Raw genomic sequence first — 20873 nt, forward strand, 5'->3', positions numbered from 1 at the left:
ACCTCAAGGAGAATGTGTCATGAGTACATTTGCCAACGTTGCCAATTTCAATGGCCAGGTCCCGCGTATCGATCCTGATAACGCTGCAATGCTGCTGATCGATCACCAGAGTGGTCTGTTCCAGACGGTCAAGGACATGCCCATGACCGAGCTGCGGGCCAATGCCATTACCCTGGCCAAGATCGCCAGCCTGGCGAAGATCCCGGTGATCACCACCGCCTCCGTTCCTCAGGGTCCCAACGGCCCGCTGATTCCGGAAATCCACGAAGCGGCGCCACACGCCAAATACGTCGCACGCAAAGGTGAAATCAACGCCTGGGACAATCCCGAGTTTGTCGCCGCCGTTGAAGCCACCGGTAAAAAGCAGCTGATCATTGCCGGCACCATCACCAGCGTGTGCATGGCCTTCCCGAGCATCAGCGCCGTCAATGCCGGCTATCAGGTCTTTGCCGTGATCGATGCCAGCGGCACCTATTCGAAGATGGCCCAGGAAGTGACCCTGGCCCGTGTGATGCAGGCAGGTGTGGTGCCGATGGACACCGCTGCCGTCTGCTCGGAAGTACAACGCACCTGGAACCGTCCGGATGCCCAACAGTGGGCCGAGGCCTACAGCGCCGTGTTCCCGCACTACCAACTGCTGATCGAGAGCTACCTCAAGGCGCAACAAGTCGCCAAGGAAAACGAACAACTGGATTCGTCCCGCTGATCCCTCATGTCGGATGCCCGAACGGCATCGACTTACCCACGCAAGGAGTTAGACCATGAGCAAGCCCTACGTCCGCCTGGACAAGAACAACGCCGCGGTCCTGCTGGTCGACCACCAGACCGGCCTGCTGTCGCTGGTGCGTGATATCGACCCGGACAAGTTCAAGAACAACGTGCTGGCCGTCGGTGACCTGGCCAAGTACTTCAACCTGCCAACCATCCTCACCACCAGCTTCGAAACCGGCCCCAACGGCCCGCTGGTGCCCGAGCTGAAGGCGCAGTTCCCAGAGGCGCCGTACATTGCCCGTCCTGGCCAGATCAACGCCTGGGACAACGAAGACTTCGTCAAGGCCGTCAAGGCCACCGGCAAGAAGCAACTGATCATCGCCGGCGTGGTAACTGAAGTCTGCGTGGCTTTCCCGGCACTGTCGGCCCTGGCCGAAGGTTTTGAGGTGTTCGTGGTGACCGACGCCTCGGGGACCTTCAACGCCCTGACCCGTGACTCGGCCTGGGACCGCATGTCGCAAGCCGGCGCGCAACTGATGACCTGGTTTGGCCTGGCGTGCGAGCTGCACCGCGACTGGCGCAACGACATCGAAGGCCTGGGTACACTGTTCTCCAACCACATCCCGGACTACCGCAACCTGATCACCAGCTACAACACCCTCACCAACGGTAAGTAACACCGTTCACTGCTCTGCAGCCGGACGCTCACGGCGTCCGGCTGCAGTGTCTTGTCCAGGCTCCAGCGCTTTATCGCCATTGGCGCCGATATTCTTGTATTCCTGCAACAGGCTCTTGAGCTGCCGGGCGTCCAGGTCGTCCAGGTTGAGCATGGCCTTGTGCGCCGCCTGGGTGGCGCGCAGCAATTCGTCGATCTTCAGGTGCAGCACATCGTTGTCGCGGTTCTGGGTGTTCTGGATCAGGAAGACCATCAGGAACGTGACGATGGTGGTCGAGGTATTGATGATCAGTTGCCAGGTGTCGTTGTAATCGAACCAGGGCCCGGTGAACGCCCAGACGACAATCAGCAGCAACGCCAGGACGAACGTGTGCGAACTGCCGGTGCGCCGTGACATGGCCTGGGCGAAACGCTCGAATTTCATGGTGGCAGCTCCAGCAGACGGTTACCGAATAGACACCGGCGCAAGCTTGAAATTCTTTGTAACATCACAGTCGACTCCCAGTTTCCACAACCGGCACGGCCAATGACCCAGACGACTGCCCTCCATGCCTATCGCTGCAACGTACGCGGCCAGCCGGTGCTCACGGTCTGGCTCAAGTACCGCGCGCCGTACCATTGGCCGTCGATGCTGGGGTTTCTGGCGGCGCGCTCGATCAGCGGCGTGGAGGTCATGCAGGCAGGTGTCTATCGGCGAACGGTAAGGCTCGGTAACCGCCAGGGCATGATCGAGTGCCGGCCGGCGAGGGGACAGTGCCTGGCCTTGAGCCTGTACGGGCTTCCCCGGCAGGCCTTGCCGGGGTTGATCGCCCGGGTGCGGCGGGTATTCGATCTGGATGCCGATCCCGGCCTGATCGAGGGGCAACTGGCCCGGGACCCGCTCATGGCGCAGCTGATTGCTGCGCGACCGGGGTTGCGCGTTCCCCGTGGCTGGGAGGCGTTCGAGCAAGTCATGCGCACGGTGCTGGGCCAGCAGATCAGCGTGGCGGGGGCCATGGCCCTGGCGGGCCGGTTGGTGCTGCGTCACGGTCAGCCATTGCTGGCCCCCCACGTCATCGAGCCGCGTCTTACCCATGTGTTCCCGCTGGCCAAAGCCATCGCCCAGGCCGACCTCAGCGGCATGGGCATGCCCGGTTCACGGGCGGCGACGTTGTCGGGCATGGCGCTGGCCATGCTCGCCGACCCCAAGCTGCTGCGTGCCGATGTCGATCTGCAGGCCTGGGTCCAACGCTTGTGCCGGCTGCGCGGCATCGGACCGTGGAGCGCGCACTACCTGGCCTTGCGTCAGCTCGGCGCCGCCGATGCTTTTCCGCTGGGGGATGTCGCCCTGGTCAAGGCCCTGCGCCTGCTGGAAAGCGCCGAGGTGCAGCTGGCCGACCGCGCCCTGGCCTGGCGCCCGTGGCGGGCCTATGCGGCCCAGCATCTTTGGGCGTCGCTGGCAGGCGCCTAGCCGGTCTGGCGCCAGGTCACCCCGGTGATGCCATAACGTTCGGCCAGGGGCTTGCTGATCTTTTTCACCTGTTCCCGGCCATAACGGCCAATCCTGCCAACACCCGCGTCGCAACTGGCCCAATGCCAGGCTTCGGCGTTGTCCATCTTCTCTGCACGGATGATGAAAGACTTGGGGGAGCCATGCAGTTGGTAGTCGATCACGAAGAGTTTTGCGTCGTTCATGGGCCTTTGACGATCCTTTCAGTGCAGTCGCTGGAAAAATCCTTCTACTGCAATGACTGAGTCTCGGCGCGGCAAAAAAATTCAATCGGATTTCAGTCTTCGCCGCTGATCGTCAGGTGTCGGTCGTCCTTGGCGAACACCACTTGCTCCAGGCGGTGGGCGATGCCGCAGGCGAGGGAGTCATAGGCGGGGATGACTTTCTCTTCGGCCGACAGGCACTGGAAGATATCCAGCTTGCGTTCGGCCTGCAGGGTCTCCAGCTCGAAGATGCGCACGTAGCGTTCCAGATCGTTGTTCAGGCTCGACAGGTATTCGCGCAGGCGCGAGTGGTCGACCGCGCTCTGGCTGAAGTGCCAGGTCATGGGGTGGATCAGAAAGCGCGAGTGTGGCGCGGCAATGCGCACACCGGCGGCCAGGTACAGGATGATGCCCATCGACTCGATGTTGCCGGCGTTAACCGCGCACACCGGCACCGGTAACGATTTGATGAAGCTGTAGAGGGAGAACCCGAAGTTGGTGCTGCCGCCGGTGGTCGACAGATACAGCAACAGCTGGCTGGCGCCCTCGTCGATGGCTTGCAGGCACCGGTCGCGAAAGCGTTCGGTGGTGCGCTGGTCGATCTGGCAATGAAAATGAATCACCTGCTGACTCATTGCTGTGCCTCAAGACCGACGCCCCGAAGGTGCGCCGGTCGTTCGTCTATCAGCTACGGCCGCCGCCACTTGGCTTGCGGTCAGTCTTGTTACCCATGCCGGGCTTGTTGCCCATGTCTGGTTTACGGGTCTGGTCACCGGCGGTGCCACCGGAGGCCTGGCCGCCTTTTTTGCCGGCGTCGGAGGCTTTCTGGCGGTCGTTGGCGAAGTTGCCTGGGTTGGAAGTGTCTTTGTTAGCCATGATGTGCTTCCTCACTGTGCTAGGGAAGTGCAAGGCAGTGTTGCCCTACACAGGTTGGGCGACAACAGGCGCGGCAAAGTTTGAAATTTGTTCGCCGGCAGATGACGAACGGTGTGGCCGGTCCGTTCATCGCACACTCGGGTAGTTGCACTGAACTTCGCTGAGGCTGCGGCCTTCTTCTTGGAGAGTCCCCAGGTGATTGTCAGGGTCCATGAGGCAAGCGGCACGGCATCGTCATTATCAATTGGCCGTGCTCAACCTGGCGGTGGTAACTGAGAAGTCGGGTTTTCTGACACGAGGACCGCACCATGTCACTGATTGGCGTTTCCACCCTTGAACTGCGCCAGCTTCTCGAGCAGGCGTTTCTGCCCGACTACTGTGAAGTCACCTGCACCGATGGCGTCTGGCTGACCATACGCCTGGGGCAGGGCGACGACCAGATCGTCACTGAAACACGCCTCGATAGCCTGACCACCTGTCACGACCTGTCCATCCTGGTGGCCCAGGTGCGAGAGGAGCAACGCGTGGGGCGCAGCCACGCTGGCCTCAAGCCCAGCAACGTCGCCTGAGCCCGAGGCCCCTGCACCCGGTTCAGCCCAGGGCTGCCGGGCGCATGTATTCCGGCCCCAGCACGTCGAACCAGAACAGGATCATCGACACCAGGATGGTCACCAGCACCAACAGGCCCACCGCCCAGACACTGGTCGAATACAACAGGCCCTGCTCCTTGCGCAGGCGCAGGAAGGTGGGCAGGCCGATGAACAGCAGGAAGGTGGCATAGGCCGAGGCCGCCAGCAGTGCGATCAGCGCCAGCCAGCGGCCTGGGTACAGCCCGGCGATACCGGCTACAAAATACGGCGTGGCGCCATAGGCGGCAAAGCCGATGCAGTGGTCCAGGCTTGGACGGGTGTCGAAGGTGCGCGACATCCAGCGAATGAATCCCCCCATGATTACTACGCCGAGCAGCATGGTCAGGTACAGCAGCACACCTAACTGTGCCGCACTGGCCACGCTCAGGCGCACCCGCTCGGTGCCGGCCAGGCTCCAGCCGAAACTGGTGGTGCCGATGAACAGGCACAAGGCGGGAATCAGGGCGAACACCAACAGATGGGGCAGGTAGTGGCGCGGGTGCTGTTCTTCTTCGTGGCGGATGTCGATCCAGGCATCGCCTGGGTGGGTGAAGAGCTTGAGCAGGTGGGTAGCCATGGTGACCTCCAGGCTGAACAGAAGGCGGAATTGCCGCTCCTTGTTCTATTGAGGTCGGCGGGGCACCGGGGGTTCATCTTTTTTGAACCATCGCAGGTGGCGCCGAGTCGCACGCAGTGACGACCACAACCTCAGGAGTCAAAGCCATGAACGAGCAAACCTGTGCGTGTCCCGGGTGCAATTGCAAAGTAGGCGCCAACCCAGTGATGCGTGAAGGCAAGGCGTATTGCTGCCAGGCCTGTGCGGATCAGCATCCGTCCGGCAAACTTTGCACTGCCAGCGGCTGTGGGTGTGCCAGCAAGGCTGCGGGGTGATCGCATGACGCCGAACGGCCCGGTAGGAGCGGGCTTGCCCCGCGATCAATCGTTCAGGCAATAGCCATTTTGTTGGCTGCACGGACCTCTCGCGGGGCAAGCCCGCTCCTACCTTGAGCCGGCGACCGCTGTGCGGTCGATCGCAGGCTGACGCCAGCGGCTACAGGCGGTTTGACCGGGTATGCGCCGATCGGCCCGGTGGGAGCGGGCTTGCCCCGCGATCAATCGCTCAGGCAGCGGTCATTTTGTTGGTTGTACGGGCCTCTCGCGGGGCAAGCCCGCTCCTACCTCGATATAGCCCTACTGCAACTCCAGCTGCAGCTGCAGCTGCAGCCCACCATCGTCACAGCGCCGGTGGTAGTGCACGATGCCCCGGTAGGTGCGGCCCTCCCAGGTAAACGCCACGCTATGGGAGCGTTCAAGCTTGTCCGGTACCGGTGCGCGCACTTGCATCTGCAATCCCGGCAAGCCGTTGAGGTTCAGCGGCGCCAGTTGCACCTCGCATTCGGCACGGCGGGCCACCGGGCCGAACAGGGTGTCCTGGACGAAGTCGATCTGCAGGCAGGTCGCGCAGGCGCGGTTTGCCATTCTCATGCCTGGGTCCTCCTTCATTCAGCAGCGCGGTACTCGTTTTCCAGTTTCTTGGCCTCTTGCAGGTGATGCTGCAAGGCCGGCAAGGCATTGGTGGCAAAGTTGCGCAGGTCGGCCGGGGCCGAGGTGGACTGGCGCTGCTCATCAAACAGGCGGATGGCCTGCTCATGGGCATCGACCTGATGACTCGCATAGGCGGCATTGAACGAGGCACCGTCCTGCACCTGCAACATCAGTTTACGAGCCTTGTCGGCCAGGGCGGCATCGTTTGGCGCCGGGAGGTCATGCTTTTTTGCCAGTTCCAGCAACTGCTGATTACTTTGGGTGTGATCCTTGATCATCAGCCGGGCAAACGCCTTGACGTCCGCGGCGTCGGATTTCTCCAGGGCCAGCTGGCTGGTCTGGATTTCGGCCATGCCGGCGCTCATGGCCTCGTCGATGAAGGTGTTGTCACCGGCCTGTGCCTGCACGGCCAGCAGGGCGCATACGCCGAGCGCAAAGCGGAAGGGAAGGCGATTCATGGGCATAACTCCTGTGAGGCGTCGATCCACTGTTCTACTTACGAGACGCCAGCAGGCGTGGAGTTCAGCTTATTTGCCCCCGGGACCGCTGGTCGGCATTGCAGCGCTTCGGTTCAAACCTTGGTCATGGCCCTCCTTCCAAGTAGAAACGGGCGCAGGTTCAGTGGCGCCGCATTCGCAACCGGGAGGCCACCATGTCCAGCGACAAACCGCGCAATCAGTACCAGATGCAGAACCCCCTGACCCAGTACCCGCCCCCCCCGTTTGCGGCCCAATCCCAGCCAGCGCCGGGGCTGGACCTGCACATGCGGCCTAAGCCCGACCATGGCGAAACCACCTATCAGGGCTTCGGCCGCCTCGCGGGTCGCAAGGCGCTGATCACCGGCGCCGACTCCGGCATCGGCCGCGCCGTGGCCATTGCCTTTGCCCGTGAGGGGGCCGACATCGTCCTCAACTACCTGCCCATCGAGCAGCCCGATGCCCGGGAGGTGATCAAACTGATCGAGGCCGAAGGGCGCCGCGCCATTGCCTTGCCGGGCGATATCAAAAGCGAAGCGTTCTGTCGTGAGCTAGTGGACCAGGCCCACGAACAAATGGGCGGGCTCGACATCCTGGTCAACGTCGCCGGCAAGCAGGTGGCGTGCAAGGCGGTGGGGCAGATCAGCAGCGAGCAGTTCGACGCCACGATGAAAACCAACATCTATGCGATGTTCTGGCTGTGCAAGGCCGCGGTGCCGTTGATGCCGGCAGGGGCGACCATCATCAACACCGCCTCCATCCAATCCTACGACCCGTCGGCCACCTTGCTCGACTACGCCACCACCAAGGCGGCGATCGTGGCCTTTACCAAGGCCTTGGCCAAGCAGGTGATCGAGCGCGGTATCCGCGTCAACGCAGTCGCCCCCGGTCCGATCTGGACGGTATTGCAACCCAGCGGCGGGCAGCCGGACGAAAAGATCCCCGACTTTGGTGGCCATACCCCGATGAAGCGTCCCGGCCAGCCAGCCGAATGCGCACCGGTGTATGTGCTGCTGGCCAGCCAGGAGTCGAGCTACATCACCGGGGAAGTGTTCGGCGTCACGGGGGGTAATCCGACGCCGTGAGTCGGCCGGATCAAACCTTCGCCACCGGCGGCAGTCGCATGCAAGACAGCGTCCCTTAAAGGAGTCCGGCCATGGCCAGAGCCATCTGGAAAGGTGCCATCAGCTTCGGTCTGGTGCATATCCCGGTTTCGCTCAGTTCCGCGGTGAAGAGCGACCGGGTCGATTTTGACTGGCTCGACGGGCGCAGCATGGAGCCGGTGGGCTACAAGCGGGTGAACAAGGTCACCGGCAAGGAGATCAGCCGTGAACATATCGTCAAGGGCGTGGCGTACGAGAAGGGCCGCTACGTGGTGATCAGCGAGGAGGAGATCCACAAGGCCCCTCCCGAGGCGACCCAGACCATCGACATCTTCTCCTTCGTCGACAGCAGCGAGATTCCGCTGCAGCAGTTCGAGACGCCGTATTACCTGAGCCCCGACAAACGCGGTGGCAAGGTCTACGCCTTGTTGCGCGAAGCGCTGGAGCGCAGCGGCAAGGTGGCGCTGGCCAAGGTCGTGCTGCACACCCAGCAGCACCTGGCGCTGCTACGCCCCCTGGACGATGCACTGGTGATGATCACGTTGCGCTGGCCCGAGGAAGTGCGCAGCCTGGAGACCCTCGAACTGGACAAGAGCGTGCGTGAGGCCAGCCTCGAAAAACGTGAGCTGGACATGGCCAAGCGCCTGATCGACGACATGAGCGGGCAGTGGGCGCCGGACGAGTACCGCAACGAATTCAAGGACACCATCATGGAGCTGGTCGAGGAGAAAGCCAGCCAAGGCAAGATCGCCACGGTCGAGCCGCTGGAGGGCGAAGGTGAGCAGAAGAGCGCCGACATCATCGACCTCACCGAACTGCTCAAGCGCAGCCTGGGCGGGCGCAAGGCGCCGGCGAAAAAGGCGGCGGCCACGGAGAAAAAAGCACCCGCCACCCCGCGCAAAGCCCGCAAGAACGCCTGACCCTCAGGGGCAAGGCGTTTCATGCAGGCGCAGCCAGCGCAGGCTGCCGCTCTCCCGTTGCTCGAACACCGCCGTCGAGCGCCGCACACTGTGCAGCACCTGGGCATCGTGCTGGTGCTCGCGGTAATGCACCACCGTCAGGCCCCCGGCCTGGGCAATCACTTGCAATTCGTCGATACGGATCTCAAGGCCCGGGCGGGTGCCGTGGGCCTGGCTGAACACGCCGTGCAGCCCGGCGAGGTCCAGTGGCCGCCCGGACAACCCGATCATTGAAAACCCCGGGCTGAAGTGCGCCAGCAGCGCGGGCAGTCGATCGGTGTGGGCCCCGCCGGCCAGCCATTGCTGGATCAGTACATGGAGGTCGATGACGGCGGCAAAACTCGCCTGTTCGGTAGGCATGATCAGGATTCCAAAGCGCGTGAGGAAAGCCCCAGGGCCTGCGCCCCGGGCAGTTTGAGTACCGCTGGCAAGGCCAGCAGGGAGAGTGCGGCGGCCAGCACGAACACCTGGGTGTAGGCCGTGGGCAGGGGCAGCAAGGCGTTGAGCAGGGCCCCGAGCACGGCAGCCCCCAGGCCGAAGCTCAGTTGCCGGTTGAGGTTCCACAGGGCGCTGGCCGCGCCCATGCGCTCGGGCGCGATGGCAACAAAGGCCAGGCTTTGCGCGCTACTGCTGCACAGGCTGCTGCCCAGGCCCAGCAGCAGGAAAATCAGCACCTGTACCGCCCTTGGCTGCGCAAGTTCCGGGATGGCCAGCCCCAGCAGCGCCAGGCTTTGCAGCAGGATGCCGGCGCACAGAAAAGGCCGGGGGCCCCATTGCCGGAAGCGACTGCGCACCAGGCTGATCGCCGCCAGGGCACCCAGCGACCAGGGCAGCATCAGCGCGCCGGTGGTGGTGGCGCTCAGCCCCAGTGGCCCTTGCAGGTACAACACCGCCACCAGGTTGGCACCGATGAACACGCCCGGCACGCACAGGTACACCAGCATCGCGGCGCGCAACAGCGGCTGGCGCAGCAGGCCGAGGTCGAGCAAGGGGCCGGGGCTGGGCCGGGGCGCGCGGGCCGGCAGCCAGGCGAGGGTGAGCAGGGCGGTGAGCATGGTCAGCGGCAGCAGGGCGAAGAAGATCCAGCGCCAGCTGGCGTGATCCACCAGCACCCCTCCCAGGGCAGGCGACAAGGCCGGTACCAGCAGGGCAACCGTCATCACCCGGGCGGTCAGGGCGTGGCGCTGCTCGGGTGGGTAGGCGCGGTAGGCCATGGCTTGCCCCACCGGGATCAACAGCCCGCCGCCCAGCCCCTGCAGCAAGCGCCACAGCAGCAGGCTGTCGATGCCACCCGCGCTGCCGGCAAGCGCCGTGGCCAGGCCAGACAGCAGCAGCGACAGCAACAGGGTCTGGCGCTCGCCGATGCGCCGGGCCAGCCAGGTGCCCAGCGGGATCGCCAGGGTCAGGCCTAGCAGGTAGAGGTTGCCGACCCAACTCAACTGGGCCACCGACGCCTGCAGTTCATGGCCCAGTTGGGGGTAGGCGCTGCCCAGGGCGAACAGGTTGAGCAGGTCCAGGGCGAAGCCGAGCAGGTAGATGAAAGCGACTTTGGAAGAGCTGGGCATTGTCGGTGGCGCATCAAGGAAAGGCGCAGTCTAGAGGGCACAAGGCGCTTGAATAAGCCCGTAATATCCGCCAGATTGTTCGACTTAATTTGACAATCAAGGGTGTGTTGCATGGTCAGCCTCGACCGCTTCGAGCTGTTCTGCGCGGTGGTCCAGACCGGCTCCTTTACCGGCGCAGCCGCACGCCTGGAGCAAACCCGGGCCGCGGTCAGCTTCAGCATCAAGCAACTGGAGGCCGAGCTGGGCGTGACCCTGCTGACGCGCACCACCCGGCGTATCGCCCTGACCGACGCGGGCGAGCGCTTCTACGGGCACTGCCTGGAGGTGGTGCACGCGGCGCAGGTGGCCATTGATGAGGCGCGCGCCGAACACAGCGGCCTGCAGGGCAGCCTGCGGATCACCTCCACGGTGGAATATGGCTTGAGGGTGCTGGCCCCGGCCCTGCACGGGTTTTGCCAGCAACATCCGCAGTTGCAGGTGCAACTGCAAACCCATACCGCCCAGGCCGACTTGGTGCGCGACGGCTTTGATGTCGCCATTCGCCTGGGCCAGGTGCAGGACTCCAGCTACCGCGGTGTGTGCCTGGACAGCTATGCCCTGTGCCTGGTGATGGCGCCGGCCTTGCTGGCCCCCGGGCAGGATGGGCTCGACAACCTGGAGCGCGTGGGGCAACTGCCGCAATTGCGCCACAGTCGTTTCCAGCAGCACGACAGCTGGCCGGTCGAGGATGCCCGTGGTCATCCCGGGCAGTACCAGGGGCGCGGGCCGGCCGCCATGGTGGCGGACAACGCCTCGGTCCTGCGGACCTTTGCCTTGCAAGGGATGGGGGTGGCGCTGCTGCCGCTCTGGTTGGTCGACGCGGACCTGGCCAGCGGGGCGCTGATCGATGCCCTGCCTGGTTATCGTTTTGCCCGGCAAAGCGTGTACGCGCTGTACCCCGACACCCGGCATGTACCGCGCAAGGTGCGCGCCTGGATCGACTACCTCAAGGCCTATCTTCAGGACCCGGCACGGGCTCGCCCTGGCGCTTGAGAAAGTCGCCGAAGCCGCCGCTGACCCGGCTGTCGCTGCGGCTGCTGGTGGACACGCTGTTGCGTGCCGTCCAGACGATGTAGGCGCCGATCGCAGTCAGGGCGCCGACCAGCTGCACATCCTCATGCACCGCCAGGGGCTGAAAGCCGCCGGCGCGCTCATAGGCCCTGGCGCAGACGCCAAGGTTGGCGCCATGAATGTGGCCGTGGCCCTCCCGGGCCTGATAGTGCGCCAGGTAACGTGCGCGCAGGGCGGCGTCCTGATGCGCCTGCCAGTGCGCCACATGCACGGTGCCGCACACCGCATCGGCGGCAAAGTCCAGCTGGCAGACCAGCCAGTCCACCGGCACACAGCTGTCGGCGTCAGTGAACGCCAGCCAGCGCGCCCCGCGTTCGAGCATCAGCGCCGCCCCCGTGCGCCGGGCATAGCCGACATTGCGTGCACGGACCTTGAGCACCTCGACCCGATGCGCCCGTGCCACCTGCTCGCTGGCATCGCTGCAGTCATCCAGGACCACCACGATCTGCACCGCTTCGCCCAGCGCTTTCACCGCCCGGCGTGCGCGCAGCAGGGCACGCAGGCAGGGCCCGAGCAGGTGCTGCTCGTTATGGGCCGGGACGATCACGGCGATCACAGGCAGTCTTCCTCAAGGTCGATGGCACTGGGTTGCAGGCTCCAATACTCCAGCAGGAAGTCGGCTTCTTCATGGCGCACACAGCGGTATAACGCCAGGCGCCTGGCCAGCAGCGCATGGACTTGATGGCCGGTTTGCGGGCAGCCCTCGATGGGGTGCAGCCAATGGCAGGCCAGCAGCGCGCCGTTGCTGTCGAGGCAGGCGAGGGCGTGCTCCAGTACCTCCAGCCACTGCACGGGGTCCAGGTAGTAGCCGATTTCACTGAGCACGATCAGGTCGAACTCCCCGCCAGGCCAGTCACCCGGCAAGTGGCCCTGATCGACCCGGACATGGGGCCAGGGCTGCAGGCGCTGGCGTGCCAAGGCTACGGCGGTGGCATCGAGGTCCTGGCAGAGCAGGTGCTCGCAGCGTTCGGCCAGTGCCGCGCTGAGCTCACCGTTGGCACAGGCCGGCTCGAATACCCGCCGGTAGTACTGGCGCGGCAGGCACGCCAGTAGCAGGTCGCGTTTGCGCTTTTCATACCAGCGGCTGCGAAAGGCCCAAGGATCGTCGCTGTGGGCGAACAGTTGCTCGAAGTACTCGGCCGGTACGCTCATGTGAACACCAGTTCAAACGGTTGCAGCAAGCGCGCCAGGGTGGACGGCAGCAGCACCGCCGGGGTGGCGCCGTCGGCCAGCAGTTGGCTGGTGTGCGCGGCAATCGCCTGCTGCTTGAGCACCCGCACGCCGGGGTCGAGAAACAGCTTGTGGGCACGCTGCCAGGGCAGGCGCGGATCATTGGGCCGGGCCCAATGCCAGGCCCAGATCGGCACCTCCAGCAGCTGCGCACCCACGGTTTCACACGCCCGGGCGCAGGCACGGCCCACGGCGTCATGGTCGCTGTGGCCATCCAGGCGCCAGGTGGTCAACACCCGGTCACGGGGCCGCAGCAGCCCGACCAGGTGTTCCGCCAGCCAGCGCTCGTGCTGGGCCACGCTGGTGTCGGCCAGGCCCAGGCGCAGCCACTGTATCCGTGCAAGGTCCAGGCCCAGGCGCCGCAAGGCTGCCGCGCTTTCCCGTGGGCGCTGTTCGCGCAAGCGTTCCTGGCTCCATTGCCGGGAGTGCGGATGGCTGGCTTCACCATCGCTGACCGACACCAGCAGCAGCGCCTGCTCGCGCCCGCGCAGGGCGGCCAGCAGGCCACCGCAACCGAGCACTTCGTCATCCGGATGGGGCGCCACGACCACCAGCCGACAGCCCGCCGGGAGCAATTGCTCGACACTGATGGCCGGCACCGCCTGCAGCTGGGCCGAGGCTTGCCACTGGGCCAGCGGGGTGCCTGGGTCGTGCGCCTGGAAGGTGCTCATAGCGACCACTCCGGCGCTGGCGCAGTGGCTACCAGACGGCCCAGTTCGGCCAGGTCGCGCTCGGCGTGGCTCTGGCGCAGGAACACCGGCAGGTCGGCGCTGAGCCTGGCGAAATGCGCGTTGCGACAGTAGGGCGTAGCGCCCAGGGCACGGCCGACGTGGGCCAGCACGGCGGTGACGGCTTCTTCGACCTGGGCCCGCAGGCGGCGCACGGGAACCTTGGCGTCGGCACCCGGATGACCGTCGATCCACTGCGCGGTTTCGCGCAGGGCCGCCGCCGCACCGGCCAACTGCGCATCCACCGCGCCCAGGTGGGCCAGGGCATGGGGCTCCGGGTGGCCTGCGCAGTGTTCGTGCAGGTAACCGGCCAGCGCCGACACCGCGCCATACCAGCAGGCGGCAATGCCACCGCCGCCATGCCAGAAGCCCGGACGGTTCAGGTACTGCCCGTTGTCACCGACCTGCAATCCTGCGCACAACTCGAAGGCGACCTCGACACTGGCGGTGCTGCCCATGCCTACGGCCTGCCAGCCGGTGCCGAGGATCCGCAGGCCGGGGTCGTCGAGTTTGACCGCCACCAGCTGCGGGCGCTGCTGTTCGTCCCAGGCGGTCAGCAGCGCCCGGTCGATCTGCAGGGCGCCGGAGCACCAGGCCTTGCGTCCTTGCAGGCGCACTTCGCGGCCATGGCGGGCGACGATCTGCACCCTCGCATCCGGTGGCTCGGCCGCCCACACGCCCCAGGTACCCCGGGTGTCCAGGTCAGTGGCAGCGCACTCGCCGATGATTGCCAGGGCATCGGTGTGGCCCTCGTAGAGTTTGGCCAGGGCCAGGTCGGCGCCTGCCACCTGGGCCAGTACCTGCCACCGCTGCAGGGTACGGCCATGGCCGGGCAGCGGGAGCTGGTCCAGGCCGTTGGCACGGCATTGGGCCAGGCACGTCTGCAATTGCCGGTCGGTATGGGTGTCCAGGGGACGGGTTCTCACCTGTTCGAGCCAGGGGGCCAGGGCAACGGACAGGTCGGTGTTTGCAATGTTCATGTGCGGTGCTCCTGGGCGGGGTTGGTTTTCTTCAGCCCGCGCAGGTTCATGGCGCACAGGCAGATTTGCAGCACGATCAGCGCCCAGGCCTGGGCATGCCATCCCCAGATCGCCCAGAGCAGGTTGCTGGCGAGAAAGCAGGCAAAGCCGATACGTCGGCGCCCGGGCTGGCGCGAGCCGATCCACCAGGCGGCCAGTACGGTGGCGAGCATGGCTGGCCACTGCAGCCAGTCGATCAGGTCCAGGTCGCGCATCATGCCAACCCCAGGCGCCGACGCATGTCCTTGGTAATCGACTGGCGCACCTTGGCGTAGCCGGCCCAGGGGTCGTCGGCCTCGGCCAGACGCTCGGCGAGGGTGTGAAGGGTCCATTGGTTGGCGCCCTTGAGCGCGGTCAATTCCTCGCGGCGAATCGGTACCGAGACCGGCAGGCCTTCGCGGGCCCGCAGTGAGTAGGCGCACACGGTGGTAGCGCCTTTGCCGTTGCGCAGGTAGTCGATGAAGATCCGCCCGACGCGGTTTTTCGGCCCGGAGACCGCCGACAGGCGCTCGGGAAACAACCCGGCCAGGTGCTTGACCATGGCATGGCTGAAGGCCTTGACCTCGTCCCAGCCTGCGCGGCGGGTAAGGGGCACGACGATGTGCATGCCCTTGCCGCCGCTGGTCTTGAGAAACGCCTCCAAACCCAGTTCATCCAGCAGCGCCAGGGTCAGTTGGGTAGCTTCGAGCATGGCTTTCCAGGGCAGGGCGGGGTCGGGGTCCAGGTCGAGCACCAGCCGGTCCGGCTTGTCGAAGTCCTGGGCGGTGGCGTTCCAGGTGTGCAGTTCGAGGGTGTTCATCTGCACCGCGCCGAGCAGGGTGTTGGCCTGGTGAATGATCATCACAGCCTGGCCTGCCTCGGCCTTGTCGTGGCTTTCAACATTGGGAAGGTTCATCGGGGCGGCGTTTTTCTGGAAGAACAGCTCACCTGCCAGGCCGTCGGGCGCGCGCACCAGAGCCACCGGCCGGCGCTTGAGGTGCGGCAGCATCCAGGGCGCCACGTGGGCGTAGTACTCGGCGATGGCGCGCTTGGTGGTGCCGGTGCTGGCGTCGATGATGCGCTCGGGGTGGGTCAGGTGCAGGGCTGCGGTGTTTGGCGGCGTGTTCACTGGTTGCTCCAGGCGGATGGCGCGGGCCGGTTTGTCATCGCGCAGGCCGTGGAACACCGCGTGGCGCACGCTACCGTCGCGGGTCATCTGGGCGTAGGCGACTTCGGCCAGCACCTGGGGTTTGAGCCAGTGCACGCCGCGCGCCTCGGCTGCGGTGAGCGGGTGGGCCAGCGGGGCTTTCTCGACTTGCAACGGCGTCAGGCGCTGGTGAATGCGTGTGAGGCTTGCGCTGTCGAAGCCGGTGCCGACTTTGCCGGCATAGTGCAGTTCGCCGCTGTCGGCATCGTGCAGGCCCAGCAGCAAGGCGCCGAACGCTTCGCGGCTGCCTTTGGGGTCGGTGAAACCCACCACCACGAATTCCTGGCGCTGTTTGCACTTGAGCTTGATCCAGTCGCTGCTGCGCCGGCTGACGTAGGCGCTGCCTGCGCGCTTGCCGATCAGGCCTTCGAGTTGCAGGCGGCAGGCGCTGTCGAGCAGGGCCTGGGGCGGTTGGTCAAAGTCGGCGGAAAAGCGCAGGCAGCTGTCGTCTGCAGCCTCCAGCACCTTGGCCAGCGCCGCCCGGCGCTGCTCCAGCGGGGATTGGCGCAGGTCGATGCCGTTGAGGTAGGGCGCATCGAACAGGTAGTAGAGGATGGACGCGTCGCTGGCGCTGTCGAATGCGTTCTGCAGGGCCTGGAAGTCGGCCACGCCTTCACCGTTGTTGACCACCATCTCGCCATCAAGCCAGGCCGACTCAAGCTTCAGCGCCTTGAGTGCGGCGGCCTGGCGGGCCAGTTTGCTGGTCCAGTCGTGGCCGTTGCGGGTGAACAGGTGCACCTTGCCATGGTCGATGCGGGCGAGGATGCGGTAGCCGTCGAACTTCACCTCGTAGTGCCAGTCGCCGTCCGGGGGGGAATCCACCAGGGTGGCCAGCTGGGGCTTCAGGCTGCCGGGGAGGGGGGCTTTTTTCCCTTGCGCTCTACGGGGCTTTTGCGCGTTGGCCGGCTTGTCCGTGACCAGGGTGCGGTCGCTCAGGACGCTGTCGGGCTCGGCTTGCAGCACATCGTATTCGGCTTCGGGGCGGGCCTGGGCGTCGGCCGACTTGACCAGCAGCCATTGCTCTTTCTTGCCGGCCAGGTGGGTGCGAAACAGGTTCCAGATGCCGGAGAGTTTCTCGCCCTGCAGGCGAAAGCGCAGCTTGCCCTTGGCATAGTCCTTGTGCGGGTCGCCTTCGGGCAGCCACACGCCACGGTCCCAGACGATGACATCGCCGGCGCCGTAGTGACCTTCGGGGATATGGCCTTCAAAGCTTGCGTAGTCCAGGGGGTGGTCTTCGACATGAACGGCCAGGCGCCGCACCTTGGGGTCCAGCGACGGGCCCTTGGGGATGGCCCAGCTTTTCAGGGTGCCATCGAGCTCCAGGCGAAAGTCGTAGTGCAGGTGGCTGGCGTCGTGTTTCTGGATGCAGTATTGCAGGGCGCCGGTTGATTCGCGGGGCGAGCCCGCACCGGCCGGTTCCGGGGTGGCGTCGAAATTGCGCTTGTGCGCGTATTCCTGCAACGGCTTGGGCATGGCGGTGACCTGCGGCTTTTCGGCGGCTTGTTAGCTTGGGAAAAGCGGCGGGTGCGGGAGTTCAATCGCAATGTAGGAGCGGGCTTGCCCCGCGATAGCGATCTGACTGCTGCATCGCATCGCGGGGCAAGCCCGCTCCCACTGAATTGTGTAGCAGTTGGCTTGAAGGTATTACCGGGGTCTGTAGGAGCGGGCTTGGCCCGCGATAGCGATGTGACTGGAAGATCGCTATCGCGGGGCAAGCCCGCTCCTACCGTTCAGCCTTGTTTCTTGATGATGGTGTCGGCAATGCTCGCCGGGGCCTCGGCGTATTTGGTGAATTCCATGGTGTAGCTCGCCCGGCCCTGGGTCATGGAGCGCATCTGGGTGGAGTAGCCGAACATCTCGCCCAACGGGACTTCGGCCCGTACCACTTTGCCTGCCGGGGTCTCGTCGCCATCCTGGATCATGCCGCGGCGCCGGCTCAGGTCGCCCATGATGTCGCCCTGGTATTCCTCGGGTGTCACCACTTCGACTTTCATCACTGGCTCCAGCAACACGGCCCCGCCTTTTTCCTTCAGTTGTTTGGTCGCCATCGAGGCGGCAACCTTGAAGGCCATTTCGTTGGAGTCGACGTCATGGTACGAGCCATCGAACACCGTCGCTTTCAAACCAATCAGCGGATACCCGGCCACCACACCGTTCTGCATCTGCTCTTCAATGCCTTTCTGGATCGCCGGGATGTACTCGCGCGGCACCACGCCACCGACCACTTCGTTGACGAACTCCAGGCCTTCCTTGCCTTCCTCGCCCGGGGCGAAGCGAATCCAGCAATGCCCGTACTGGCCACGGCCGCCGGACTGACGCACGAACTTGCCTTCGATTTCGCACGTCTTGGTGATTTTCTCGCGGTAGGCCACCTGGGGCTTGCCGATATTGGCCTCGACCCCGAACTCGCGGCGCATGCGGTCGACGATGATGTCCAGGTGCAGCTCGCCCATGCCGGAGATGATCGTCTGCGCGGTTTCTTCGTCGGTGCGCACCCGGAACGACGGGTCTTCCTGGGCCAGCTTGCTCAGGGCGATGCCCATTTTTTCCTGGTCGGCCTTGGTCTTGGGTTCTACCGCCACCGAAATCACCGGGTCCGGGAAGTCCATGCGTTCGAGGATGATCGGTTTGTTGATATCGCACAGGGTGTCGCCGGTGGTGACGTCTTTCATGCCGATCAGCGCCGCAATGTCACCGGCGCACACGTCCTTGATTTCGGCGCGTTGATTGGCGTGCATTTGCACCATGCGCCCGATCCGCTCCTTTTTGCCCTTGACCGAGTTGAGCACGGCATTGCCCGAGCTCAGTACGCCGGAGTACACCCGGGCGAAGGTGAGGGTACCGACAAAGGGGTCGGTGGCAATCTTGAACGCCAGGGCCGAGAACGGTTCGTTGTCGTCGGCGTGGCGCTCCAGGTGTTTTTCTTCGTCGTCCGGGTCGGTGCCGTGGATCGCCGGGATTTCCGAGGGGGCCGGCAGGTAGTCGATCACTGCATCGAGCATCAGCGGCACGCCCTTGTTCTTGAACGAGGAGCCGCAGATGGCCGGGACAATTTCGTTGGCCAGGGTGCGCTGGCGCAGGCCGGCCTTGATCTGTTCGTTGCTCAGCTCCTGGCCGTTGAGGTACAGCTCCATGAACTCGTCATTGGCCTCGGCGGCCGCCTCGATCATGTGCGCGCGCCACTCATTGGCCAGCGCCTGCATCTCGGCGGGGATGTCTTCTTCGCGATAGCTGGTGCCCTGGTCGTCTTCGTTCCAGTAGATGGCCTTCATCTTCACCAGGTCGACCTGGCCGACGAAGTGTTCCTCGGCTCCAATCGCCAACTGGATCGGCACCGGGTGATGGCCCAGGCGCTGGTCGATCTGCTTGACCACCTTGAGGAAATCGGCGCCCTGGCGGTCCATCTTGTTGACGTAGGCCATGCGCGGTACGTGGTACTTGTTGGCCTGGCGCCAGACCGTTTCCGATTGCGGCTCCACCCCGTCGGCCCCACTGAACACCACCACCGCGCCGTCGAGTACCCGCAGCGAGCGTTCCACCTCGATGGTGAAGTCAACGTGGCCGGGGGTGTCGATGATGTTGAAGCGGTACTTGTCGGGAAACTGCTTGGTCGAGCCCTGCCAGAACGCCGTGGTCGCCGCCGAGGTGATGGTGATGCCGCGCTCTTGCTCCTGGGCCATCCAGTCCATGGTCGCGGCACCGTCGTGCACCTCGCCCATCTTGTGGTTGACCCCGGTGTAGAACAGGATGCGTTCGGTGGTGGTGGTCTTGCCGGCATCAACATGGGCGACGATGCCAATGTTGCGGTAAAGCTCGATGGGGGTGGTGCGCGCCATGAGGGGTCACCTGTGCAAATGCGGAGAAGGAGGGTAATCCCAAGGTAGCAGAAGTGGGCCGGCTTGCACGGCGGCGCACGGTTGAACAGGGATCATCCATGCCGTGAGCAACCATCGGTTGTAAAGCCCCCGGTGCCTGACGCTTAATCGTTCTATCCGATTGCCAAGGGAGTACCGCAATGCCGCTGGAAAAGACTGTCGACGCCTGGTGCCAGACTCACCCGCTGATCGCTGACCTGGTCGCGTTACAGGCAACCGCCTGGTTCAACCCGGCCATCGCACCCAGCGCCCAGGCCCTGGGCGATGTGCCGCTGGGCGCAGAAGACGTCCGCGAGGCCAGCGCGCGCTTGCAGCGGTTTGCCCCGTTCATAGCCTCGGCCTTTGCCGAAACCCGCGCGAGCCAAGGCATCATCGAATCGCCGTTACTGGCGCTGCCGGCCCTGCAGGGTGTGTTGCGCGCCGAGCATCGGTTGCCCGAAGGCGGCGCGTTATGGCTCAAGGCCGATAACCTGCTGCCGATTTCCGGGTCGATCAAGGCCCGTGGCGGGATCTACGAGGTGCTCAAGCACGCCGAAGACCTGGCCCTGGCCGGCGGCCTGCTGCAGCCGGGCGACGACTACGCCAAGCTGGACAGCGACGCGGCACGGGCATTTTTCAGCCAGTACAGCATTGCCGTGGGCTCCACCGGCAACCTCGGGCTGTCGATCGGCATCATCAGTGCGCGCCTGGGGTTCAAGGCCACGGTGCACATGTCGGCCGATGCCCGGCAATGGAAGAAGGATCGCCTGCGCGCCCACGGGGTCGAGGTGCGCGAGTACAGCGCCGACTACAGTGTGGCCGTGGAGCAGGGGCGTCGCGAGGCCGAAGCCGATCCACGCTGTCATTTCGTCGATGACGAGAATTCACGCAACCTGTTCCTCGGCTACGCCGTGGCCGCCGAGCGCTTGCAGCGCCAGTTGCAGGCCCAGGGTATCGAAGTGAATGCCGAGCATCCGTTGTTCGTCTACTTGCCATGCGGCGTAGGCGGTGGGCCTGGCGGCGTGGCATTCGGCCTGAAACTGATGTTCGGTGACGCGGTGCACTGCGTGTTTGCCGAGCCCACGCATTCGCCGTGCATGCTGCTGGGTGTCTACACCGGCCTGCATGACGAGGTCTCGGTGTACGACTTCGGCATCGACAACCACACCGCCGCCGACGGCCTGGCCGTGGGCCGACCTTCGGGCTTTGTCGGGCGGGCCATGCAGCGCCTGATCGACGGCTACTACACGGTGGACGACGCCACCCTGTACCGCTTGCTTGCACAGATGCAGGCCTGCGAAGGCCATGAACTGGAGCCATCGGCACTGGCCGGTGTGCCGGGCATGGTGCAGGTGCTGCAGGAACAGCAGGGCTATCGCCAGCGCCTGGGGCTCACGGACGCGCGCATGGCGCAGGCCACGCATCTGGTCTGGGGCACGGGCGGCAGCATGGTGCCGCGGGCGGAAATGGACGCCTACCTGGCCAAGGGCCGCATTGAATTGGCCGGGCAGTGA

Annotated in this window: 25 protein-coding genes; 9 read left to right on the plus strand and 16 right to left on the minus strand. The window is 64.9% G+C overall.

What is annotated here, in order from left to right; genetic code table 11:
- Positions 1-19: 19 nt before the first annotated feature.
- Together U9R80_RS12825 and ycaC are read left to right on the plus strand one after the other, a co-directional pair.
- A complete protein-coding gene (locus U9R80_RS12825; protein WP_324805090.1) occupies positions 20-706 on the plus strand; it encodes a hydrolase in 687 nt (228 codons plus the stop codon).
- Positions 707-761: 55 nt separating this feature from the next.
- A complete protein-coding gene (ycaC, locus tag U9R80_RS12830) occupies positions 762-1388 on the plus strand; it encodes an isochorismate family cysteine hydrolase YcaC (protein WP_038611574.1) in 627 nt (208 codons plus the stop codon).
- A 6-nt stretch (positions 1389-1394) separates the two neighbouring features.
- Here the strand turns inward: ycaC and U9R80_RS12835 are convergent, their stop codons facing one another.
- Positions 1395-1811, minus strand: coding sequence for a low affinity iron permease family protein (locus tag U9R80_RS12835; protein ID WP_301837987.1), 417 nt, complete (start codon positions 1809-1811; stop codon positions 1395-1397).
- Positions 1812-1913: 102 nt separating this feature from the next.
- Here U9R80_RS12835 and U9R80_RS12840 point away from each other — a divergent pair, with 102 nt between their 5' ends.
- A complete protein-coding gene (locus U9R80_RS12840; RefSeq protein ID WP_301837985.1) occupies positions 1914-2837 on the plus strand; it encodes a DNA-3-methyladenine glycosylase family protein in 924 nt (307 codons plus the stop codon).
- Here the strand turns inward: U9R80_RS12840 and U9R80_RS12845 are convergent.
- The 3 genes from U9R80_RS12845 to U9R80_RS12855 all read right to left on the minus strand — a co-directional run bounded on the left by U9R80_RS12845 (position 2834) and on the right by U9R80_RS12855 (position 3955).
- On the minus strand, positions 2834-3061 hold the full coding sequence (locus tag U9R80_RS12845) for a DUF6555 family protein (RefSeq protein WP_301837984.1): 228 nt from the start codon (positions 3059-3061) through the stop codon (positions 2834-2836). The genes U9R80_RS12840 and U9R80_RS12845 overlap by 4 nt on opposite strands.
- Positions 3062-3153: 92 nt before the next feature.
- A complete protein-coding gene (locus tag U9R80_RS12850; protein WP_301837983.1) occupies positions 3154-3714 on the minus strand; it encodes an ATP-dependent Clp protease proteolytic subunit in 561 nt (186 codons plus the stop codon).
- Between the two features lie 49 nt (positions 3715-3763).
- Positions 3764-3955, minus strand: a complete 192-nt coding sequence (locus U9R80_RS12855; protein WP_301837981.1) for a KGG domain-containing protein — start codon at positions 3953-3955, stop codon at positions 3764-3766.
- A gap of 308 nt (positions 3956-4263) precedes the next feature.
- On the opposite strand from U9R80_RS12855, the gene U9R80_RS12860 reads away from it, so the two are divergent.
- A complete protein-coding gene (locus U9R80_RS12860) occupies positions 4264-4524 on the plus strand; it encodes a DUF1652 domain-containing protein (protein ID WP_301837978.1) in 261 nt (86 codons plus the stop codon).
- 22 nt (positions 4525-4546) lie between these two features.
- Here the strand turns inward: U9R80_RS12860 and U9R80_RS12865 are convergent, their stop codons facing one another.
- On the minus strand, positions 4547-5161 hold the full coding sequence (locus U9R80_RS12865) for a Yip1 family protein (RefSeq protein ID WP_301837976.1): 615 nt from the start codon (positions 5159-5161) through the stop codon (positions 4547-4549).
- 206 nt (positions 5162-5367) lie between these two features.
- On the opposite strand from U9R80_RS12865, the gene U9R80_RS27325 reads away from it, so the two are divergent.
- Positions 5368-5475: a hypothetical protein gene (locus U9R80_RS27325; RefSeq protein WP_442964973.1), complete on the plus strand. Its 108-nt coding sequence runs from the start codon at positions 5368-5370 to the stop codon at positions 5473-5475.
- 300 nt (positions 5476-5775) lie between these two features.
- On the opposite strand, the gene U9R80_RS12875 is transcribed toward U9R80_RS27325, so the two are convergent.
- Both U9R80_RS12875 and U9R80_RS12880 read right to left on the minus strand, forming a co-directional pair.
- Positions 5776-6069, minus strand: coding sequence for a hypothetical protein (locus U9R80_RS12875; protein WP_301837974.1), 294 nt, complete (start codon positions 6067-6069; stop codon positions 5776-5778).
- A gap of 14 nt (positions 6070-6083) precedes the next feature.
- Positions 6084-6587: a DUF4142 domain-containing protein gene (locus U9R80_RS12880; RefSeq protein ID WP_301837973.1), complete on the minus strand. Its 504-nt coding sequence runs from the start codon at positions 6585-6587 to the stop codon at positions 6084-6086.
- Positions 6588-6781: 194 nt separating this feature from the next.
- On the opposite strand from U9R80_RS12880, the gene U9R80_RS12885 reads away from it, so the two are divergent.
- Positions 6782-7690, plus strand: a complete 909-nt coding sequence (locus tag U9R80_RS12885; RefSeq protein WP_301837972.1) for an SDR family oxidoreductase — start codon at positions 6782-6784, stop codon at positions 7688-7690.
- A 71-nt stretch (positions 7691-7761) separates the two neighbouring features.
- Complete coding sequence (gene ku / locus U9R80_RS12890; protein ID WP_301837971.1) at positions 7762-8628, plus strand: non-homologous end joining protein Ku; 867 nt, start codon at positions 7762-7764, stop codon at positions 8626-8628.
- 3 nt (positions 8629-8631) lie between these two features.
- On the opposite strand, the gene U9R80_RS12895 is transcribed toward ku, so the two are convergent.
- Together U9R80_RS12895 and U9R80_RS12900 are read right to left on the minus strand one after the other, a co-directional pair.
- Complete coding sequence (locus U9R80_RS12895) at positions 8632-9027, minus strand: DUF4440 domain-containing protein (protein ID WP_301837970.1); 396 nt, start codon at positions 9025-9027, stop codon at positions 8632-8634.
- Positions 9028-9029: 2 nt separating this feature from the next.
- Positions 9030-10232 carry an MFS transporter gene (locus tag U9R80_RS12900; RefSeq protein WP_301837968.1) on the minus strand — a complete coding sequence of 401 codons (1203 nt, stop codon included), beginning with the start codon at positions 10230-10232 and terminating at the stop codon, positions 9030-9032.
- A gap of 111 nt (positions 10233-10343) precedes the next feature.
- Here U9R80_RS12900 and U9R80_RS12905 point away from each other — a divergent pair, with 111 nt between their 5' ends.
- Positions 10344-11264 carry a LysR family transcriptional regulator gene (locus tag U9R80_RS12905; RefSeq protein WP_301837967.1) on the plus strand — a complete coding sequence of 307 codons (921 nt, stop codon included), beginning with the start codon at positions 10344-10346 and terminating at the stop codon, positions 11262-11264.
- Here the strand turns inward: U9R80_RS12905 and U9R80_RS12910 are convergent.
- The 7 genes from U9R80_RS12910 to fusA all read right to left on the minus strand — a co-directional run bounded on the left by U9R80_RS12910 (position 11218) and on the right by fusA (position 19341).
- Entirely contained in the window at positions 11218-11898 is a 681-nt protein-coding gene (locus U9R80_RS12910) for a glycosyltransferase (protein WP_301837966.1), read from the minus strand. The two genes, U9R80_RS12905 and U9R80_RS12910, sit on opposite strands and share 47 nt — an antisense overlap.
- A complete protein-coding gene (locus tag U9R80_RS12915) occupies positions 11895-12494 on the minus strand; it encodes a class I SAM-dependent methyltransferase (protein WP_301837965.1) in 600 nt (199 codons plus the stop codon). Before U9R80_RS12915 ends, U9R80_RS12910 begins: the two co-directional genes overlap by 4 nt.
- The gene (locus U9R80_RS12920; protein ID WP_301837964.1) at positions 12491-13243 is read right to left on the minus strand and encodes a PIG-L deacetylase family protein; all 753 of its coding nucleotides are present in this window, start codon (positions 13241-13243) and stop codon (positions 12491-12493) included. Before U9R80_RS12920 ends, U9R80_RS12915 begins: the two co-directional genes overlap by 4 nt.
- A complete protein-coding gene (locus tag U9R80_RS12925; protein WP_301837963.1) occupies positions 13240-14280 on the minus strand; it encodes an acyl-CoA dehydrogenase in 1041 nt (346 codons plus the stop codon). The genes U9R80_RS12920 and U9R80_RS12925 overlap by 4 nt, the downstream gene beginning before the upstream one ends.
- Positions 14277-14537 carry a hypothetical protein gene (locus tag U9R80_RS12930; protein WP_301837962.1) on the minus strand — a complete coding sequence of 87 codons (261 nt, stop codon included), beginning with the start codon at positions 14535-14537 and terminating at the stop codon, positions 14277-14279. The genes U9R80_RS12925 and U9R80_RS12930 overlap by 4 nt, the downstream gene beginning before the upstream one ends.
- The gene (gene ligD, locus U9R80_RS12935) at positions 14534-16978 is read right to left on the minus strand and encodes a DNA ligase D (RefSeq protein WP_301837960.1); all 2445 of its coding nucleotides are present in this window, start codon (positions 16976-16978) and stop codon (positions 14534-14536) included. The genes U9R80_RS12930 and ligD overlap by 4 nt, the downstream gene beginning before the upstream one ends.
- Before the next feature lie 257 nt (positions 16979-17235).
- Positions 17236-19341, minus strand: coding sequence for an elongation factor G (fusA, locus tag U9R80_RS12940; RefSeq protein ID WP_301837958.1), 2106 nt, complete (start codon positions 19339-19341; stop codon positions 17236-17238).
- Positions 19342-19520: 179 nt separating this feature from the next.
- On the opposite strand from fusA, the gene dsdA reads away from it, so the two are divergent.
- Positions 19521-20873 (plus strand): D-serine ammonia-lyase, encoded by a 1353-nt coding sequence (gene dsdA, locus U9R80_RS12945; protein WP_301837957.1) that lies wholly within the window; start codon positions 19521-19523, stop codon positions 20871-20873.

It is taken from the genome of Pseudomonas sp. JQ170C (assembly GCF_035581345.1).
Classification (GTDB): domain Bacteria; phylum Pseudomonadota; class Gammaproteobacteria; order Pseudomonadales; family Pseudomonadaceae; genus Aquipseudomonas.

Bases quoted from the DNA above. Each gene is read 5' to 3' on its own strand.
- U9R80_RS12825 (WP_324805090.1), top strand. From the start codon at position 20: ATGAGTACATTTGCCAACGTTGCCAATTTCAATGGCCAGGTCCCGCGT.
- ycaC (WP_038611574.1), top strand. From the start codon at position 762: ATGAGCAAGCCCTACGTCCGCCTGGACAAGAACAACGCCGCGGTCCTG.
- U9R80_RS12835 (WP_301837987.1), bottom strand. From the start codon at position 1,811: ATGAAATTCGAGCGTTTCGCCCAGGCCATGTCACGGCGCACCGGCAGT.
- U9R80_RS12840 (WP_301837985.1), top strand. From the start codon at position 1,914: ATGACCCAGACGACTGCCCTCCATGCCTATCGCTGCAACGTACGCGGC.
- U9R80_RS12845 (WP_301837984.1), bottom strand. From the start codon at position 3,061: ATGAACGACGCAAAACTCTTCGTGATCGACTACCAACTGCATGGCTCC.
- U9R80_RS12850 (WP_301837983.1), bottom strand. From the start codon at position 3,714: ATGAGTCAGCAGGTGATTCATTTTCATTGCCAGATCGACCAGCGCACC.
- U9R80_RS12855 (WP_301837981.1), bottom strand. From the start codon at position 3,955: ATGGCTAACAAAGACACTTCCAACCCAGGCAACTTCGCCAACGACCGC.
- U9R80_RS12860 (WP_301837978.1), top strand. From the start codon at position 4,264: ATGTCACTGATTGGCGTTTCCACCCTTGAACTGCGCCAGCTTCTCGAG.
- U9R80_RS12865 (WP_301837976.1), bottom strand. From the start codon at position 5,161: ATGGCTACCCACCTGCTCAAGCTCTTCACCCACCCAGGCGATGCCTGG.
- U9R80_RS27325 (WP_442964973.1), top strand. From the start codon at position 5,368: ATGCGTGAAGGCAAGGCGTATTGCTGCCAGGCCTGTGCGGATCAGCAT.
- U9R80_RS12875 (WP_301837974.1), bottom strand. From the start codon at position 6,069: ATGAGAATGGCAAACCGCGCCTGCGCGACCTGCCTGCAGATCGACTTC.
- U9R80_RS12880 (WP_301837973.1), bottom strand. From the start codon at position 6,587: ATGAATCGCCTTCCCTTCCGCTTTGCGCTCGGCGTATGCGCCCTGCTG.
- U9R80_RS12885 (WP_301837972.1), top strand. From the start codon at position 6,782: ATGTCCAGCGACAAACCGCGCAATCAGTACCAGATGCAGAACCCCCTG.
- ku (WP_301837971.1), top strand. From the start codon at position 7,762: ATGGCCAGAGCCATCTGGAAAGGTGCCATCAGCTTCGGTCTGGTGCAT.
- U9R80_RS12895 (WP_301837970.1), bottom strand. From the start codon at position 9,027: ATGCCTACCGAACAGGCGAGTTTTGCCGCCGTCATCGACCTCCATGTA.
- U9R80_RS12900 (WP_301837968.1), bottom strand. From the start codon at position 10,232: ATGCCCAGCTCTTCCAAAGTCGCTTTCATCTACCTGCTCGGCTTCGCC.
- U9R80_RS12905 (WP_301837967.1), top strand. From the start codon at position 10,344: ATGGTCAGCCTCGACCGCTTCGAGCTGTTCTGCGCGGTGGTCCAGACC.
- U9R80_RS12915 (WP_301837965.1), bottom strand. From the start codon at position 12,494: ATGAGCGTACCGGCCGAGTACTTCGAGCAACTGTTCGCCCACAGCGAC.
- U9R80_RS12920 (WP_301837964.1), bottom strand. From the start codon at position 13,243: ATGAGCACCTTCCAGGCGCACGACCCAGGCACCCCGCTGGCCCAGTGG.
- U9R80_RS12925 (WP_301837963.1), bottom strand. From the start codon at position 14,280: ATGAACATTGCAAACACCGACCTGTCCGTTGCCCTGGCCCCCTGGCTC.
- U9R80_RS12930 (WP_301837962.1), bottom strand. From the start codon at position 14,537: ATGATGCGCGACCTGGACCTGATCGACTGGCTGCAGTGGCCAGCCATG.
- ligD (WP_301837960.1), bottom strand. From the start codon at position 16,978: ATGCCCAAGCCGTTGCAGGAATACGCGCACAAGCGCAATTTCGACGCC.
- fusA (WP_301837958.1), bottom strand. From the start codon at position 19,341: ATGGCGCGCACCACCCCCATCGAGCTTTACCGCAACATTGGCATCGTC.
- dsdA (WP_301837957.1), top strand. From the start codon at position 19,521: ATGCCGCTGGAAAAGACTGTCGACGCCTGGTGCCAGACTCACCCGCTG.